Genomic DNA, 18,072 nt, shown 5'->3' on the forward strand with positions numbered 1-18,072 from the left:
AACGATCAGGCCCCGAGGTTCACACCCCGGGGCCTTTTGCATTGCAGCGCAGACTTACGCCGCTTTCGCTTCCGGCTGGCTCAGGGAGCGGTTCAGCGCGCTGAACAGGGCCTTGAAGCTGGCGGTGGTGAAGTTCTCATCGATGCCCACACCATGCACCGCACGCTCACCATTGACCCGCAGTTCAATGTAGGCCGCGGCTTTGGCATTGGTGCCTGCGCCGATGGCGTGTTCGTTGTAGTCCATGATTTCCACCGGAATCGGCAGACCGGCCACCAGCGCTTCCAGGGCGCCGTTACCCTTGCCGCGCCAGTGCAGGTTGGTTTCGCCCTGGCCTTTGCTGGAAACTTCCACTTCCACGGCGCTGTGACCGTTTTCTTCCTGCAAGCGATGGCTGACCAGCGCGTACGGGGTATTGGCCTGCAAGTACTCGCTGTGCAGCAATGCGTGGATCTGTTGGGCTGTCATCTCCAGGCCCAAGCGATCTGTTTCACGCTGCACGACCTGGCTGAACTCGATCTGCATGCGGCGCGGCAAGTTGATGCCGTATTCCTGTTCCAGCAGGTAAGCGATACCGCCCTTGCCCGACTGGCTGTTGACACGAATCACCGCCTCGTAGCTGCGACCGATGTCGGCCGGGTCGATCGGCAAGTACGGCACTTCCCACAGGGCGTCCGGTTGCTGCTGGGCGAAGCCCTTGCGGATCGCATCCTGGTGGGAGCCGGAGAACGCGGTGTGAACCAGATCGCCGACGTACGGGTGACGTGGGTGCACCGGAATCTGGTTGCACTCTTCGACGACTTTGCGCACGCCATCGATGTCGGAGAAGTCCAGCTCAGGGTCGACGCCCTGGGTGTAGAGGTTCAACGCCACAGTCACCAGATCGACATTACCGGTACGCTCGCCGTTGCCGAACAGGCAGCCTTCGACACGGTCGGCGCCGGCCATCAGACCCAGTTCAGTGGCGGCCACGCCAGTGCCACGGTCATTGTGGGTGTGCAGGCTGATGATCACGCTGTCGCGACGGTTGATGTGACGGCCGAACCACTCGATCTGGTCGGCATAGATGTTCGGAGTGGCGCATTCGACGGTGGCAGGCAGGTTGAGGATCACCTTGTGCTCAGGCGTCGGGTTCCACACTTCGATCACTGCGTCGCAGACTTCCTTGGCGAATTCCAGCTCGGTGGCGCTGAAGGTTTCTGGCGAGTACTCGAAGGTCCACTCGGTTTCTGGCTGCTGGGCGGCGTATTTGACGAACAGCTTGGCGGCGTTCACGGCGATGGCCTTGACCCCGTCTTTGTCCTGGTTGAAGACAATGCGGCGGAAGGACGGGGAGGTCGCATTGTACAGGTGAACGATGGCCTTCTTGGCACCGCGCAGGGATTCGAAGGTGCGCGCGATCAAATCTTCACGGCCCTGGGTCAGCACCTGAATGGTGGTGTCGTCCGGGATGTGGCCGTCTTCGATCAGCGTACGCACGAAGTCGAAGTCGGTTTGCGAAGCGGCCGGGAACGAGGCTTCGATTTCTTTCACGCCGACTTGCACCAGGGTTTTCCAGAAACGCAGCTTCTTGACCGCGTCCATTGGCTCGATCAGCGACTGGTTGCCGTCACGAAGGTCCGAGCTGCACCAGATCGGCGCTGCGGTGATGGTCTTCGATGGCCAGGTGCGATCCGGGATGTCGATGGTCGGGAACGCGCGGTATTTCGAAGACGGGTCTTTGAGCATGCTCATCGGAAAAATCCTTATTGTGTGGGCCGAAAAAAGGCGGCCTGCCGGTGGATCAAATGTTCTGGGGATGAAGCGTAAGACGAGGCACCGCGATTCAGCCTGGCAGTCGTGCGCTGACGAGGCACAGGCTGCGGTGCTGGCGAAGCTGAATGAGGGTGTGAGAGGTTTTCATGCCTTCAACCCTAACCGCGGGGGTGAAGGATGGCAAGCAGTCGAAAAAAATTGAGAGGAATACTCGAAAAGTCGAGTTTATTGAGATTTTGTTGCGGTAAGTGGCAGAGATTGTATTGATGTTTGCGCGAGGTTTGAGCGATGCGCAATTGAAGGTTGGCGATTGCAGTTCGGTCGACGCAGCTATTCTTAAAGCCTCAACAGGCGACCAGGAAGCAGGAGTTGGCAATGAACGAGTCGGATTGGAAGCTCTATAGCGCATTGCGTCCAGTAGCCCATGAACGGATGTGTATCCGGATCATGGAGGAGGTCGAGCGCACGGTGCTGGATAAAAGCCTGGCGCCTTATGAACGTATTGAAGCCAGTGAAGAACTGCTGAAGGCCGGGCAAAAAGAGCTGTATTGGGCGTTTGGCGTTTTCGGTCATTCACGCAATGAAGCGCCTGCTCATTTGCTGGGCCTGTGTACTCATGAGCTGATCACATCTGAAGAATTGGCTGGTTTCTCGGAGGAAACTCAAGTCTGGATCAAAGAGCGTCTGGCGCACAGGGAGGTCCACGGGATTGAGGACCTTGAGGCGGAATAAGCGGTGCCTGTGATATCGCCTTCGCGGGCAAGCCTCGCTCCTACAGACTTGCGTCGTGTCACATGCTGCGTTCACCCGAAATCCGTAGGAGCGAGGCTTGCCCGCGAAGAGGCCATCAGCCTCATCGGCTATTTAAGGCTGAAACGCCCCAATAAAAATCGCCGGATCCACCCGCGCATCATTCAGGCTGATGTTCCAGTGCATATGCGGCCCGGTCGCGCGCCCCGTGGCGCCGACTTTCCCGACCACGCCACCACGCGCCAATTGCTGCCCAACTTTCACGTCGATCTTCGACATGTGGCAGAACATGCTGATAAAGCCCTGGCCGTGGTCGACGAATACCGTATTGCCGTTAAAGAAGTAATTACCGATCAGGATCACCTTGCCGGCGGCCGGGGTCTTGATTGGCGTGCCGGCAGGCACCGCGAAGTCGAGGCCTGCGTGGGGATTGCGTTCTTCGCCATTGAAAAAGCGGCGCACGCCAAACTTGCTCGACAGCGGCCCATTGACCGGTTTGTCCAGCAGCAGATTGCTTGGGGTGTTCGGGCTGAAGCTGCGGTAGGCCTGGATTTGCTCCGCCAGCTCACCCTCGATGCGCTTGAGATTCTCCGGGTTCGGATTGACCTGTTGGGTATTTTTCAGGGTGATGTGCTGTTCCGGGTATTGCTTGCCGCCGACGGTGAAGTTCAGGTTGCGACCACCGCTGCTAAGCGACTGGCTGCCCGGTTTGACAGTCAGCGGCACGCCGACAATGGCCAGCCAGTTGTTCTGTTCCTTGACCACCAATACCGGTTTGCCTTGATAGCTGGCTTTCGGCGCCTGGGCGGAGTTGCCCAGATCCACCACCGCCACGCCACCCGGTACCGGCTTGTTCAACAAGCGAGTGATGTAACTGTCGGCGTGGGCATTGAAAGTCAGGCACAGCAACAGCAGCGGAGCTAAAAAACGCGGCATGGATCAATCCAGTAAAGAAAGGGTGACGGGCGTCAGGTGATTGTCTTCGACCCGCACGTGCAGTTCGCCTTCGCCCAGTTTGGCTTTCAGGCGCTGGCCGGTGTGGGTCTGCGCGGCGCTGCGGATTGCGTTGCCGCGCTCGTCCAGCAGAATGCTGTAGCCACGCGCGAGGGTCGCCAACGGGCTGACCACATGCAGCGTCTGCATCTGACTTTGCAGTTGCAGGCGACGGGATTTAAGCCCTTCACGCATGGCTCGGGGCAGGCGCTCGGCGAGGCTGTCGAGGCGCTGGCGAAGCATCGCTAGTTGACGCCCGGGATGTTGCCCGGCGAGGCGGGTTTCCAGTCGGATCAAACGTTCGCGACGGGTATTGAGGCTGCGTTCGAACGCGCGGCGCATGCGCATGTCCAGATCATCCAGACGTTGTGCTTGCTGACGCAGACGTTCCCCTGGGTGGCGCAGACGACGGGCCATGCCTTCCAGGCGCAACCGGTCACGCATCAAACGGTCGCGGATACGCATCACCAGGCGCCGGTGCAGGCTTTCGACCCGACGCACCAGATCGCTGGAGTCCGGCGCGAGCAGTTCGGCCGCGGCGGACGGGGTCGGGGCGCGGACGTCAGCGACGAAGTCACTGATTGATACGTCGGTTTCATGGCCGACAGCGCTGACAATTGGCGTCACGCAGGCATCCACGGCGCGAGCCACGGCTTCTTCGTTGAAGCACCAGAGGTCTTCCAGCGAACCGCCGCCACGGGCCAGGATCAACGCGTCGAAACCACGGGCGTCCGCCAGTTTCAGCGCGCGGACAATCTGCGTGGTGGCTTCGCGGCCTTGCACGGCGGTGGGGATCAGCGTCAATTGGATCTGCGGCGCGCGGCGGCGGAACACACTGATGATGTCGCGGATCACTGCGCCCGTGGGCGAGCTGATGATGCCAATGCGTTGCGGGTGCGCCGGCAGCGGCACTTTGCGCTCGGCGCTGAACAGGCCTTCGGCGCTGAGTTTTTCCTTCAGCGCATCGAAGGCCAGACGCAGGGCGCCGTCACCGGCCGGCTCCACGGTGTCGAGAATCAGTTGGTAGTCACCACGGCCTTCGAACAGCGAAACCTTGCCGCGAACCTTGACCGCCAAGCCGTCCTTCAACGCTTGGCGAACCCGCGCGGCGTTCTGCCGGAACAGCGCGCAACGCACCTGGGCGCCGCTGTCCTTGAGGGTGAAATACACATGGCCGGACGCCGGGCGGGCGAGGTTGGAGATTTCGCCTTCGACCCAGATATTGCTGAACACGTCTTCGAGCAACACCCGCGCACGGCCGTTGAGCTGGCTGACAGTCAGGACTTCCCGGTCCAGGCCGAGTCTTGCAAAGGGATCTTTAATCATGGGGCGCAGTTTAAAGGCAATCTCCTGCGCAATGCACGATCCCCTGTAGGAGCTGCCGCAGGCTGCGATCTTTTGATCTTGAATTTCGGCGAGGCTGAAATTGCTGAAGATCAAAAGATCGCAGCCTTCGGCAGCTCCTACGCCGATTGGGTGAAGTGCTGAATGAATTGCTGAACCAGAGCAGTGGGACTCTGCCGACAGGCGAGGGCGACGGTGCTGTGGCAATCGGGATCGGCCAAGGGCAGAAAGTGGATATCCGGCGGCGCGATGTCTTGCATCGACTCCGGCAACAGCGCGATGCCGAACCCGGCCTGGATCAATTGCAGTTGCGTGGTTTTGCGTGACACCACCCGAGCCGCTTGGGGAAAGAACCCCTGGCGCATGCACAACTCGGCGGACAGATAACTCAGGCCGCCACGCTGTGGATGAGGGATGGAAATAAACGCTTCATTCTTCAACTGCGCCAGATCGATGCCTTGCGCGAACTTATCCACAGCCAGCCGATGATTCGGCGGTACCGCCAGTAACAGACGCTCGCTGTACAGCGGAACAATCTGCACCCCTTCACGCTGACGCAATACCGGCAGGCGCAACAGACCCACATCGAGGCGACCTTCGGCCAGTTCTTCCAGTTGCGTCTCGGAGGACAGCTTGACGATGTCCACGGACACACCGGCGTGCCGATTCAGATAGACGCTGATGCCTCGCAGCAGCCGACCGCTCATGGGCACGGTACTGGAATGGCTGAGGCGCAAAGTGCCGAGTTGACCGTTTCCCACCTGAGTGGCCATTTCGCTGGCCTTGGTCAGTTCGTTCAGCAGGTTTCTGGCCCGAGGCAAAAAGGCTTCGCCCGCCGCCGTCAGTCGGGGTTGGCGCGCGGTGCGCTCAAACAGCGGCGTTTGCAGCCGGGTTTCCATGTCCTTGATCTGTCGACTCAAGGCAGATTGAGCAATAAACAGTCGTTCGGCCGCAGCGCTGAAGCTGCCGCTCTCGGCGATTTCCACGAAGTAACGCAATTGACGGGTTGAAAGCACAAGGCATGCCTTTTCGAGATAGGTAGTCGATGTTGAAGATATTAGTCGCAACGCTCGGCGCTGGCTAAAGTCAGCACTGGAATAAAAGGAAGCCGTGTCGATGAATGTGCTGGAGCTGTTAAACCAATGGCCGTGGGGTACGGTGGATTGGCTGGTGATCGGGTTGGGCGTTGCCCTGGCCTACATCGTGTTCGGCATCGCCGGATTTGGCACCGCGCTGGTGGCGGGGCCGATTCTGATCCTGTTCATGCCGCTGTCGAAAATCGTGCCGCTGCTGGTGCTGCTGGATTTCGTCGCGGCATTCGGCAATCTGCTGCCCTCGCGACGGGATGTAGCGAGGCCCGAATTGCTGCGGCTGCTGCCATGCATGGCAGTGGGCTGCACGTTGGGAGTGATTTTTCTGTTGAACCTGAAATCCGATGTTTTGCTGCTGTTGATGGGGCTGTTTATCAGCGCCTATGCGATTTACAGCCTGTGGATTAAAACCCGTCCGGCGCAATTGTCCGCCGGGTGGGCGGTGCCGATGGGCACGGTGGGCGGGATGTTCGGGGCGCTGTTTGGCAGTGGCGGCTTTTTATATGCGATCTATTTGAACAGTCGGCTGCCCAAGGACGCGGCCCGGGCGACCCAGAGTGCGCTGATCAGTTGCAGCACCGTGGTGCGTTTGAGCCTGTTTGCCATCGCCGGTGTGTATGCCGAGCTACCCTTGTTGGTACTGGCGCTGTGTTTGCTGCCAGCGATGGCGCTGGGGTTGTGGATTGGCCGGCGGTTGACCATGAAATTGTCTCGCGAGGCATTCGTGCGGCTGGTGACCTGGCTGGTGCTGGCCAGCGGGATTGCCTTGATCGGGCGCTATTTGAGTACTTGACCGGATTTCGTCAGGGATTAAGCTGCCGGCCGCCCTGGCGCCTTCGCGGGCAAGCCTCGCTCCTACAAGGGATTGGTGTCGTTCCATAAATTTGCGAACGGCATTAACCCCTGTAGGAGCGAGGCTTGCCCGCGAAAGCGTCATCCGACACGCCGCAGAAATATCCATTTGACGCAGTAGGCTTGCACCATGAACTCGCAAAGCATCATCGTCCCGAAAATCTCCACCCTGCCGGTACACGAACCCCGGGCCCGGGCGGTCGTGCGTTGGCTGGTGCGCAAGAACATCATTAAAGAAGAACTGACCACCTGTGGCCGCACCGGCAATCGCATGGCCCACGCCATCGCCGACGGTGCCCGCGCCGTGGTCCTGCACCCTGACGCGCTGCCGTTCGGCGAGCCGATCAATGGCCTTGAGATCATCACCAAGCGCTGCATCTATACACCGGCCAAGGGATTTCTCGAAGAGGCCGGCTGCGCCGAGTGCCGCAAGGAAATCGGCGAAGCGCTGTTCGAAAGCCTGGAAGAGTGGATGCCGGGGCGCACCGATAACTTCACGTGTCCTGAATGCGGACATGAAGACGACATCAACGGGTTTCTGTTCTTGCAGGAATGCGGCTTCTCCAACCTGGGGTTCATCTTCAACAACTGGCTCGAAGCCGGGTTCAAGCAGAGCTTCATCGACGAATTTGCCGATTGGCTGGATCAACCCGTGAGTTGGGTCAAGGTCGAACTCTGAACGCCGACGCCTTTGTAGGAGCTGCCGAAGGCTGCGATCTTTTGATCTTGTTTTTGAAAATCAAAGTCAAAAGATCGCAGCCTTCGGCAGCTCCTACAGAGGCGTCGTTTTTCCGTATGTCAGTAATGCCAATAATAGACAGAGTTTTACATTGAACCCGAGGGGGTGTCTGACTATAATGGCGCGCTTCCATTTTCCCGCTCGGGAGCCCCCGCGATGCTGCGTATCAGCCAAGAAGCTCTGACCTTCGACGACATTCTTTTAGTGCCCGGTTATTCCGAGGTTCTTCCTAACGAAGTCAGTCTCAAGACCCGCCTTACCCGTGGCATCGAGCTGAATATTCCACTGGTTTCTGCTGCCATGGACACCGTTACTGAAGCCCGTTTGGCAATTGCCATGGCTCAGGAAGGTGGCATCGGTATCATCCACAAGAACATGACCATCGAGCAGCAAGCTGCCGAAGTGCGTAAGGTCAAGCGTTACGAAGCCGGCGTGGTCAAGGACCCGATCACCATCGAGGCTGACGCCACGGTTCGTGAACTGTTCGAATTGACTCGCCAGCACAACATCTCCGGCGTTCCGGTACTGCACGATGGCGACCTGGTCGGCATCGTCACTTCCCGTGACGTGCGCTTCGAAAACCGCATGGACGCCAGCGTCCGTGAAGTGATGACGCCTAAAGAGCGTCTGGTCACGGTCAAGGAAGGCGCCAACAAGAACGATGTGCGTGAATTGCTGCACAAGCACCGCATCGAACGCGTATTGATCGTCGACGACAAATTCGCCCTCAAAGGCATGATGACCGTCAACGACATCGAAAAAGCCAAGGCTTACCCACTGGCTAGCAAGGACGATCAAGGTCGTCTGCGCGTTGGCGCTGCAGTCGGTACCGGTAAAGACACCGGTGACCGCGTAGCTGCCTTGGTTCACGCTGGCGTTGACGTGGTGGTGGTCGACACTGCTCACGGTCACTCCAAAGGCGTGATCGACCGCGTTCGCTGGGTCAAACAGAACTTCCCTGAAGTGCAGGTCATCGGCGGCAACATCGCCACCGGCGCTGCCGCCAAGGCCCTGGCCGAAGCCGGCGCTGACGCAGTCAAGGTCGGTATCGGCCCAGGCTCGATCTGCACCACCCGTATCGTCGCCGGTGTCGGCGTTCCGCAAATCAGTGCCATCGCCAACGTCGCCGCAGCCCTCGAAGGCACAGGCGTTCCGTTGATCGCCGACGGCGGCATCCGTTTCTCCGGTGACCTGTCCAAGGCCATCGTTGCCGGTGCTTCCTGCGTGATGATGGGCTCGATGTTTGCCGGTACCGAAGAAGCGCCAGGCGAAATCGAACTGTTCCAGGGCCGTTCGTACAAGGCTTACCGCGGCATGGGTTCGCTGGGCGCCATGTCCCAGGCTCAAGGTTCTTCCGACCGTTACTTCCAGGACTCCTCGGCAGGCGCCGAGAAACTGGTTCCGGAAGGCATCGAAGGGCGTGTTCCGTACAAGGGCACCCTGAGCGCCATCATCCATCAACTGATGGGCGGCCTGCGTTCTTCCATGGGCTACACCGGTAGCGCCGATATCGAAGAAATGCGCACCAAGCCTGAGTTCGTGCGGATCACCGGCGCTGGCATGGCCGAGTCCCACGTTCACGACGTGCAAATCACCAAAGAAGCGCCAAACTACCGCGTAGGTTGAGGCTTCCAGCAATAAGTTAAGTAACCGGGGCTGTTTTCAGCCCCGAGTTGTTTCTGATTCTCTTCACCGAACTGCATAGACGAGACTGACCACATGGCCCTCGACATTCACGCCCACCGCATCCTGATCCTCGACTTCGGTTCCCAGTACACCCAGCTGATTGCCCGCCGCGTGCGTGAAATCGGCGTGTACTGCGAACTGCATCCGTTCGACATGGACGACGAAGCGATTCGCGAATTCGCTCCAAAAGGCGTCATTCTCGCCGGCGGCCCCGAGTCCGTGCACGTAGCCGACAGCCCGCGCTGCCCGCAAGCGGTGTTTGACCTGGGCGTACCGGTCTTCGGTATCTGCTACGGCATGCAGACCATGGCTGAACAGCTGGGTGGCAAGGTCGAAGGTTCCGAGTTGCGTGAGTTCGGTTATGCCCGCGTTGACGTGGTCGGCAAGAGCCGCCTGCTGGACGGCATCGAAGACCACATCGACGCCGATGGCCTGTTCGGCCTCGACGTGTGGATGAGCCACGGTGACAAGGTCACCAAGATGCCGGAAGACTTCCACATCCTGGCCAGCACTCCGAGCTGCCCGATTGCCGGCATGTTCAACGATGCTCGCGGCTACTACGGCGTGCAGTTCCACCCGGAAGTGACCCACACCAAGCAGGGCGGTCGCATCCTCTCGCGCTTCATCCTCGACATCTGCGGCTGCGAAGCGCTGTGGACACCTTCGAAGATTGCTGAAGACGCCATCGCCCAGGTCCGCGCCCAGGTTGGCACCGACAACGTGTTGCTCGGCTTGTCCGGCGGCGTTGACTCCTCGGTGGTTGCCGCGCTGCTGCACAAGGCCATCGGCGACCAGTTGACCTGCGTGTTCGTCGACAACGGCCTGCTGCGCCTGCACGAAGGCGAGCAAGTGATGGCCATGTTCGCCGAGAACATGGGCGTCAAGGTTATCCGTGCCAACGCCGAGGATCAGTTCCTCGACAATCTGGCTGGCGAAAGCGACCCAGAGAAGAAGCGCAAGATCATCGGCCGTACCTTCATCGACGTGTTCGATGCCCAGTCCAACAAACTGGATAACATCAAGTACCTCGCCCAAGGCACCATTTACCCGGACGTGATCGAGTCGGCTGGCGCCAAAAGCGGCAAGGCTCACGTGATCAAGTCGCACCACAACGTGGGCGGCCTGCCGGAAGAAATGAACCTCAAGCTGGTTGAACCGCTGCGCGAGCTGTTCAAGGACGAAGTCCGTCGTCTGGGCCTGGAACTGGGCCTGCCGTACGACATGGTCTACCGTCACCCGTTCCCTGGCCCGGGCCTGGGTGTGCGGATTCTTGGTGAAGTGAAGAAGGAATACGCCGACCTGCTGCGTCGCGCCGACCACATCTTCATCGAAGAGCTGCGCAAAGCCGACTGGTACCACAAAGTCAGCCAGGCATTCGTGGTGTTCCAGCCGGTGAAATCGGTGGGCGTTGTCGGCGATGGCCGTCGTTACGCTTGGGTCGTGGCCCTGCGTGCCGTGGAAACCATCGACTTCATGACCGCGCGTTGGGCACACCTGCCTTACGAACTGCTGGAAACCGTCAGCGGCCGCATCATCAATGAAATCGAAGGCATCTCCCGCGTCACTTACGACGTGTCGAGCAAGCCGCCAGCGACGATTGAGTGGGAGTGATCCCGCGCAAGCCTTGATGACTTGAGCGCTTGAGCAAAAGCCGTGTGAAATCCGATTTCACACGGCTTTTTTGTGCGCCGGTTACAGCGGTTTTGACCAACCTGCCAACGTCATGTTCATGTCATCCAGTGCCTTTAACAGCAACTTGAGGTTGGCAAAGCGTTTGCCGTTGACCGAAGGCCAGCGAGGGCGCTCGATGAAGTACAGACTGTCGTCGGTTTCAATCAGCGTGCGCACCACAGCGTTGTCGCGGCCACGATGCATCAGGTAAGTGCCGGTGGGTTCTTGCTTCAGCGTATACATACCGGGACGGGTCAATAACGTTTCTATTTCAGGAGTCGTCTTCGCGACCCAGGGCGATTCCATTTGCAGCCGCAGATCACCTTTGACCCATGCGGTTTCATTGCCCTCGCCAGTTGGCAGGGTTTTTCCCGGATCCACCGCGATACCCTTTGACTGACCCTCCATGACGTCTTCGACACGTATACCAATGCCTTCCTCCAGCTCACTGACACCGGCTACGCCTTGGAAGGTATTGGAATGGGAGTTGCCCATCAGCGCCACCCATTTGTGCGCGCCACGCACAGCCTGGTCGGTACGAATGATCGTTCTGGCAAAGTAGTTCATCATTTTTTGTCGCGCCGTTGCATCCGAGATGTATGTCTGGCCCGAGGTGATTTCCATGCCGTTGACCCTGTAACTCGCCATGCTGTCGATGGCTTGTACATGGATTCGTTGCTTCTTGGCCGCCTTGACCAGCTCAAGGAACGTATAGCGTTCAAGCGGATCGGTCATGTGCCCGGCATCGAGTGCCTTCAGATAGGTCTCCAGTTCTTTGGGCATGGCCCCGGTTTGGGTGAAAGAGTCGAGGGCTGCCTGATGGAAATCGGTCAGCAGATGTTCCATGTAGAGCGTCTTCACATTGTGTTCGGCCAACACGCTCATGTTTTCGATCAGGAACTCTTTACTGCCGATGTCGCCGTGGCTTTCGCCGATCACCAGCCCTCGGGCATTTTCGAAAATCTTTTTAATGACTTGCGCGGAACTGGCAGATGGTTCGAAGGCTGGAGTGGGCGGTTTAGGCGGTAGCGCCGGGTTCTTGAAGAACTCAGTGGCATCATGATAAAGACGCTTCCTGATGGCCTTGAAATCCCGGTAGGGGTCGAACGCTTTGACGCCGTCGTAAGCATCGCGCATCGAATAACCAGCCAAACCGGAAGCGCCTTCTTCCAGGTGCGGCCTTAGTCGGGGAGGGACGTCGTACTCTGAGGCGGGCAGGGGCACTACGGCGGTACTTGAGCCCGCAGGTGCCGAGGGTTTGCCACCGCCCTTGAGTCCGTACCGTGGCATCGTTTCCCATTCACCTTCGGCGTTCAGGCGCACAGGGATGGAACCTGCGAAGCTCGAAGGTCGTTGCGGATCGACGATAGCCCAATGCCCGACATCGTTGGCGTCTTCTTGGAAGCGAACGTAGTAGGCGGTGTCATTCAGCATAATGGCGGTTGATGGGTCGGAATCGAGTCGATAGATGCCCTGGTATTTTCCCGGCTCGCTGACGGGGGTTGTTCCTTCGAGCAGTTCGTTGGCTTGCCAGTTTTCCGGGACTCTGGGTCCTTGCGGAAGCTGCGCCAGGGTGGGTGTGAGTTCGTCGCCCAGTGCTGCGGCGAGCGCCTCGGTATCCGAGAGTTCGGACCAGCCCATTGGCCGCATGCCCCTGGCGATCAAGGCCCGTTTCAATTCATCAAGGTTATCCACTGTCATGGACTCGAAGGCTGGCGCCAAAGGGGTATCCAGATTGAGCCGGCCGCCGGGTGTCGAGCGGAGGACGCTGTCCGCCATTCGATAGTCAGCGTCGCGATAAACCACCAGAATGCTGCTTCTATAACGCTGAAAGGTGAACATCCCCGGTTCCGACAACAGCGATTTCAACGCTTGCAGGGATCGGTACGCCCACGGGGTTTGCATCTGCACACGCCAGTCGCCTTTGATCAATGCCTGGATGCCGTCGGGGTCGGTCTGACCTGGCACCGCCTCATCGACAGGGGAACCCGGATAGTCCGCATACTCCACCGCCAGCCCCGGGTCGACGCTGATGGGCTGTACATGACCCGGTGGCACATCATCGATACGCAGGCTCAGCGCGTCGGTTTGTTCACTGATTCCCCGATACCCCCTGAAGGTCGTCATGTTTTCCTGATTGACCAAGGCGACCCATTTCGCCGTGCCCTTGAAATATTGATTGGCGTGAATGACTTCGCTGGCAAAAAAACTTCTCGCCATCTGGTCGTCAGGATGTCGAGTCAGCGGGGTATCGCCGATGTTGTAGGTTATCGACATGTCGATGGCTTGCACCCGGATACGCTGGTCATTGGCGGCTTTTACCAACGCCTGCAGATTGAACCTGCCGTCGGGATCGTTGCCGGCCTTGATGTCGAGCTTCTTCAGGTAGTTTTCCAGCTCTTCGGGCATTTCGCCGGTTCGTGCAAAGGTGTCCAGATCGAGTTGATTGAGGTTTGCCAGCAGTTCCTGCAAGTACAGCGTCCTCACCCCGCGTTGGGCCAGGGCGGGCATGTTTTCGATCAGGAACTGTTTGCTGCCGATACTCCCGTAGCGCTCGCCGACGATCAGCCCCGGCTTGTTCGCGAATGCCATTTCCAGCAGCTCGCCGGGCGTTTCGATCGGCTGCGCCGTCGATACTGGTATCCGGGGAACCGGAGGATTAACTTCGTACCAGGTCCGGGCGTCGCGCACCAGGATTCTGCGAGGTTCCTGATGAGCCCATTCGAACTCGCGCACAGTGTCGGATCCGGGCGCACCGTGCAGGTCTGCTCCACCGAGCGCCAGTTCCCTCATGTCAGGTGCTTCGAGGCCGGCTACATGAACGCCCGGTACTCGCGCCCACGCGGCGACAGTGGGTTCACTGGCTGCGCCGGCAGAAGCAGGCGGTACGTCCATGCCGCCCTTCAGGCCCAGCCGGGGCACGATCTCCCATTGTCCTTCGCTTAAACGTACGGGAATCGGACCCGTGAAGGCATGAGGATTGGCCGGATCGATGATTGCCCAGTAACTGCGCCCGTTGGGATCGTTCACATAGCGTACGTAATAAGCGCTGTCGTTGAGCTTGATAGCCCTCAAAGGATTGGAATCGAGCCGGTACGTGCCTTGAAATTGACCCGGTTCACGTTCCAGTCTGTCCTCGTTGAGTGGCTCATTGAGTTTGTAGGCGTCCGGCACCTGCTCGTTTGGTGGGTTGGTGGCCGGTTTCGCGATTTCGAGTTCGGTCACCGGGCTGGTCCCTTCGGCCGATTGCGTCGATTCAATCAGGTCGGCCATTTCCGCCGCTTCGGCGGCATCGACCTCGGGGCCGATTTCTGTCAGCGAGCCGGGGCCCTTCAGGACGAGCAGGTTGAACAGCAAATCAATGCTACTGAGCACGGCGCCAAGAATACCGGCCTTGCGCTCTTCGGCCGTTTTTGCGTTGACCGCCTGATCGATGTTCAAGCCCATGTTGGCGATGCTGGCACCGACCACTGGCAGTGCGACCGGCCAGCCGACAACGGCCATCGGACCGAACACTTTCACACCGGCGCTGAGGTAACCGATCCAGAGTTTTTTGCGTAGATCGCCATTGGAGGTCAACGACAGCTTGGCTTCGTCGAACATCGCGTCTTTGCTCGAGTCGCGCATCCAACTGAATGCGTCGCCGTGAATGACCTGGTTTTTCTGGTTGATCAGGTGATGGTCGTACTTGCCCCAGGTGCTGACCAGCCGATTCATGATATCGGTGATGTTCTCGGCGACAGACTGCCGATCGGTCAGGGAGAAGTGCGTCATGAATGCCTGACGCGCAGCCTCCGCGTTCATCCGTTGCAACATCCACCAGTGCATGTCCGTGGCGGTTTCCAACACCTGGAACGCATCGGTTTCACCGGGCAGGTAGACGATTTGCCGACCTTTGGGGGCTACGATTCGCAGAATGTTGGTAGCGACATAGCCATCGACATCAAGGGTGCGGACCCGCATTTGTGTATCAGGGTGTTCCGATTGCAGCTGCTGCAGGCTGATCGGCCAGGTCATCGGTCCCATGACGGCGTCTACGACGAGATTGAAATCGTCGTCGCTCAACTGGTGTTTATCCCTTGCCTGCACCGCCTTGTTCAGGAAATCGCACTTGGCCAAGGTGCGGAAGTCGGTGCCCGAATTGTTCCAGAAGGCCGTCAGTCGATCGGTGTACAGCGAACTGAAATCAATGCTCCAGAAGTCCTTCAGCACCTCGTTGCCATGCAGGCGCACTTCGTTGGTTTCATCGAAAGTGCCAGCATCCGGGCCGACGCTATAGAAACCCGCGTACAGGTCGAGCAGGTCGGTGTTGTCCTGGTCGGTGGCACGAAAACGCTGGATTACCAGTTGTGTCAGGGTCAGGGAGGAGGTCGGCTTGTCATCGACATGCTCCCAACCGGTGAAGGTTTTCGAGCTGCTTTGGGCTGCCTGGAAGCGATGGAAGTACACATGATCCGGATCGAGGCCGGTGATGCCGTACTTCTTCAGTAAATCGCCGGCGACTTCGTGAGCCGTATCCTTCAAGCCGGGGCAGGTCTGGATGACGGTGGTGGCGATGGCCTTGAGTACGGCCTTGTCGGCGGCGTTGGGCAGCGGGCGTGTTTCTGTTGAGTTCATGCTCTCTATCCTTGAAAAACGAGGTGTCGAGGATGACTCGTTCGTTCAAGCAACACGCACTACATAGTTATGCCCACTTGCGATTCCGTATCGTGTAGAAGTGTCAGCGCCGCGCCACATCCGAAAAGTAGAATTTATCCAGAGTATGCCGCGATTCGGTGTACTCGAACTGCCTCCCATCCTGCAAAAACGTCTGGTTACTGACCACAATCACATGGCTCTGACCATCGAGGTCCAGATGTTGCTGGTCGTCCTTGCTACGGGGCACCGCTTCGATGGTGCGCTGGGCGTAGGCGATTTGCAGTTGCAGGGTCTGTTCGATGAAGGCGTAGATCGAGTGTTCGGCGATGTCGCGGGACAGGCCGGGAATCACGTCGCTGACGAAATGGTTGATGTCGAGGATCACGCGTTTACCGTCGATCCGCCGCACGCGCTTGATCCGGGTGATCAGGCTACCTTCTGCCGCCTTGATGTGTTCCAGCAGCGGACCTTCTAGGGGGATTTGTGTGAACTCGACCACCTCAGTGCTGACGTCGTTGCCCAGTCGCGGGTAGGTTTCCTGGAAGCTGACGATGCCGCCGAGCTGAAATTCGATCGGGTTGGTCGACAGCACGAAGGTGCCTTTGCCGTGGACTTTCTGGGCGAAACCGCGCTCCTGCAATTGCTCGATGGCCTTGCGCACGGTGCCGCGACTGGCCTGATAGCTGTCCATCAGTTCGGTTTCGGAAGGCAGTCGTGCGCCGCGTTCCAGACGTTCGGTCGTGATGCTGGCAAGCAGATCGCTATAGATCTGGTTGTATTTACTCATGGGGATGGCTCTATGCCGCGCTGTGCTCAAGGTTTTGAACCTTAAGGGCAGGGTAGGGGTTTGTCCATGTGGCTTTAGGTTTCTTTGACTTCGGAGGTAGGAAATGTCGCCGCCTGTCGGGTTCAGGGTAAACAAATCAAACTCGTCTGTACGAGTTGTTGCAATAACTCGTACAGACGAGTACTTTTCGCTTCGGCATGCTGCCAATAACAAAAAACTACAGCGGATGAACAAGCATGAGCCATGACTATCCGAACATCGTCACTGAGCTGCTGCACAGCCTCGGTGGCAGCGACAACCTCGAGCAGGCTGCGCATTGCGTCACACGGTTGCGCCTGGCCCTCAAGGACCCGAGCCTGGTCGACAGCGCCACGCTGAACCAGATCGATCTGGTCAAAGGTTCGTTCTATACCGGCGGCCTGTTCCAGGTGGTCATCGGCCCCGGCGAAGTGGAAAAGGTTTACGCTGAGCTGCGCCGGCAAACCGGTCTCGTCGCCTCGACCATCGCCGACGTCAAACAGAAAAGCGCCGACAAGATCCACCCGATGCAGCGATTGGTGCGGGTGTTTTCCGACGTGTTCATGCCAATCCTCCCGGCGCTGATCATTGCCGGCCTGTTGATGGGCATCAACAACCTGATCGGCGCCAAGGGCATGTTCATCGAGGGCAAGACCTTGCTGGACGCCTACCCGAAGCTTGACGGGCTCTGGAGCCTGATCAACTTGATGGCCAACACTTCCTTCGTGTTCCTTCCGGCATTGGTGGGCTGGTCGGCGGCCAAGCGCTTTGGCGGCAGCGAAATCCTCGGCATTGTGCTTGGCCTGATGCTGGTGCACCCGGACCTGCTCAACGCTTGGAACTACGGCAAAGCGGTGGCGGGGCTGGAGGGGCAGAGCCTGCCGTACTTCGACATCCTTGGTATGTTTCAGATCGAAAAGGTCGGTTATCAGGGGCAAATCCTGCCGATCCTGCTGGCGGCCTACGTGATGAGCGTCATCGAAAAGTGGCTGCGGGCGCGAGTGCCTAATGCCGTGCAATTGCTGGTAGTACCGATCACCACCATCGTCGTCACAGGTGTGCTGGCGCTGGCAGTGATTGGCCCGGTGACCCGCCATCTGGGGATTCTCATTACCGAAGGCGTGGTTACCCTGTTCGATCTGGCGCCCATGGTCGGCGGCGCGATTTTCGGCCTGCTCTACGCACCGCTGGTGATCACCGGCATGCACCACATGTTTCTTGCGGTCGACCTGCAACTGATCTCCACCCAGGGCGGTACCTTCATCTGGCCGATGATCGTCATGTCCAACCTCGCCCAAGGCAGCGCGGCACTGGCGGTGTTCTACATGACCCGCAGTGTGCGAGACAAAAGCATGGCCTCGACCTCAGCGATTTCTGCCTACTTCGGCATCACCGAACCGGCCATGTTCGGGGTCAACCTGCGCTACAAGTTTCCGTTCTATGCGGCCCTGATCGGCTCGGCGCTGGGCTGCATTTTCCTGTCGCTGAACAAGGTCCAGGCTTCGGCGATCGGCGTCGGTGGGTTGCCCGGTTTCATCTCGATCATTCCACAGTTCATTCCGATGTTCGTGGTCGGGATGGTGATTGCCATGGTCGTGCCGTTTGTTCTGACCTGCGGGTTGAGCATGAGGATTGTCCGACCGGGTTATCGGGTCGCCTGACAGATTGCATTCGCGGGCAAGCCTCGCTCCTACATTTGGACGCGAAACCCTGTAGGAGCGAGGCTTGCCCGCGAAGAGGCCCCCAAG

The 18,072-nt window shown here is 58.9% G+C and carries 12 protein-coding genes; 6 read left to right on the forward strand and 6 right to left on the reverse strand.

Annotation, left to right across the window (positions count from 1 at the left end; all coding sequences use genetic code 11):
* Positions 1-54: 54 nt before the first annotated feature.
* Positions 55-1,734, reverse strand: a complete 1,680-nt coding sequence (gene leuA / locus CKW20_RS01080; protein WP_095051289.1) for a 2-isopropylmalate synthase — start codon at positions 1,732-1,734, stop codon at positions 55-57.
* A gap of 396 nt (positions 1,735-2,130) precedes the next feature.
* On the opposite strand from leuA, the gene CKW20_RS01090 reads away from it, so the two are divergent.
* Positions 2,131-2,487, forward strand: coding sequence for a hypothetical protein (locus CKW20_RS01090; RefSeq protein ID WP_095051290.1), 357 nt, complete (start codon positions 2,131-2,133; stop codon positions 2,485-2,487).
* A gap of 132 nt (positions 2,488-2,619) precedes the next feature.
* On the opposite strand, the gene CKW20_RS01095 is transcribed toward CKW20_RS01090, so the two are convergent.
* From CKW20_RS01095 to CKW20_RS01105, 3 genes are all read right to left on the reverse strand, one after another.
* A complete protein-coding gene (locus tag CKW20_RS01095) occupies positions 2,620-3,441 on the reverse strand; it encodes a M23 family metallopeptidase (protein WP_095051291.1) in 822 nt (273 codons plus the stop codon).
* A 3-nt stretch (positions 3,442-3,444) separates the two neighbouring features.
* The gene (xseA, locus tag CKW20_RS01100) at positions 3,445-4,824 is read right to left on the reverse strand and encodes an exodeoxyribonuclease VII large subunit (protein WP_095052231.1); all 1,380 of its coding nucleotides are present in this window, start codon (positions 4,822-4,824) and stop codon (positions 3,445-3,447) included.
* 137 nt (positions 4,825-4,961) lie between these two features.
* A complete protein-coding gene (locus CKW20_RS01105; RefSeq protein WP_095051292.1) occupies positions 4,962-5,858 on the reverse strand; it encodes a LysR family transcriptional regulator in 897 nt (298 codons plus the stop codon).
* A gap of 100 nt (positions 5,859-5,958) precedes the next feature.
* Between CKW20_RS01105 and CKW20_RS01110 the strand changes: the two genes are divergently transcribed.
* The 4 genes from CKW20_RS01110 to guaA all read left to right on the forward strand — a co-directional run bounded on the left by CKW20_RS01110 (position 5,959) and on the right by guaA (position 10,821).
* Positions 5,959-6,726, forward strand: coding sequence for a sulfite exporter TauE/SafE family protein (locus CKW20_RS01110; protein WP_095051293.1), 768 nt, complete (start codon positions 5,959-5,961; stop codon positions 6,724-6,726).
* Between the two features lie 189 nt (positions 6,727-6,915).
* Positions 6,916-7,464, forward strand: coding sequence for a hypothetical protein (locus CKW20_RS01115; protein WP_050682715.1), 549 nt, complete (start codon positions 6,916-6,918; stop codon positions 7,462-7,464).
* Between the two features lie 216 nt (positions 7,465-7,680).
* Positions 7,681-9,150, forward strand: a complete 1,470-nt coding sequence (gene guaB, locus CKW20_RS01120; protein WP_095051294.1) for an IMP dehydrogenase — start codon at positions 7,681-7,683, stop codon at positions 9,148-9,150.
* A 93-nt stretch (positions 9,151-9,243) separates the two neighbouring features.
* A complete protein-coding gene (guaA, locus tag CKW20_RS01125; RefSeq protein WP_007903619.1) occupies positions 9,244-10,821 on the forward strand; it encodes a glutamine-hydrolyzing GMP synthase in 1,578 nt (525 codons plus the stop codon).
* Positions 10,822-10,902: 81 nt separating this feature from the next.
* Here guaA and CKW20_RS01130 read toward each other — a convergent pair whose 3' ends face one another.
* Both CKW20_RS01130 and treR read right to left on the reverse strand, forming a co-directional pair.
* On the reverse strand, positions 10,903-15,498 hold the full coding sequence (locus CKW20_RS01130; protein ID WP_095051295.1) for a membrane-targeted effector domain-containing toxin: 4,596 nt from the start codon (positions 15,496-15,498) through the stop codon (positions 10,903-10,905).
* 103 nt (positions 15,499-15,601) lie between these two features.
* A complete protein-coding gene (gene treR / locus CKW20_RS01135) occupies positions 15,602-16,306 on the reverse strand; it encodes a trehalose operon repressor (protein WP_030129865.1) in 705 nt (234 codons plus the stop codon).
* Positions 16,307-16,542: 236 nt separating this feature from the next.
* Here treR and treP point away from each other — a divergent pair, with 236 nt between their 5' ends.
* Entirely contained in the window at positions 16,543-17,985 is a 1,443-nt protein-coding gene (treP, locus tag CKW20_RS01140) for a PTS system trehalose-specific EIIBC component (RefSeq protein ID WP_095051296.1), read from the forward strand.
* The last annotated feature ends 87 nt before the right edge of the window (positions 17,986-18,072 follow it).

Source organism: Pseudomonas sp. Irchel s3b2, assembly GCF_900187445.1.
Taxonomy (GTDB): Bacteria; Pseudomonadota; Gammaproteobacteria; order Pseudomonadales; family Pseudomonadaceae; genus Aquipseudomonas.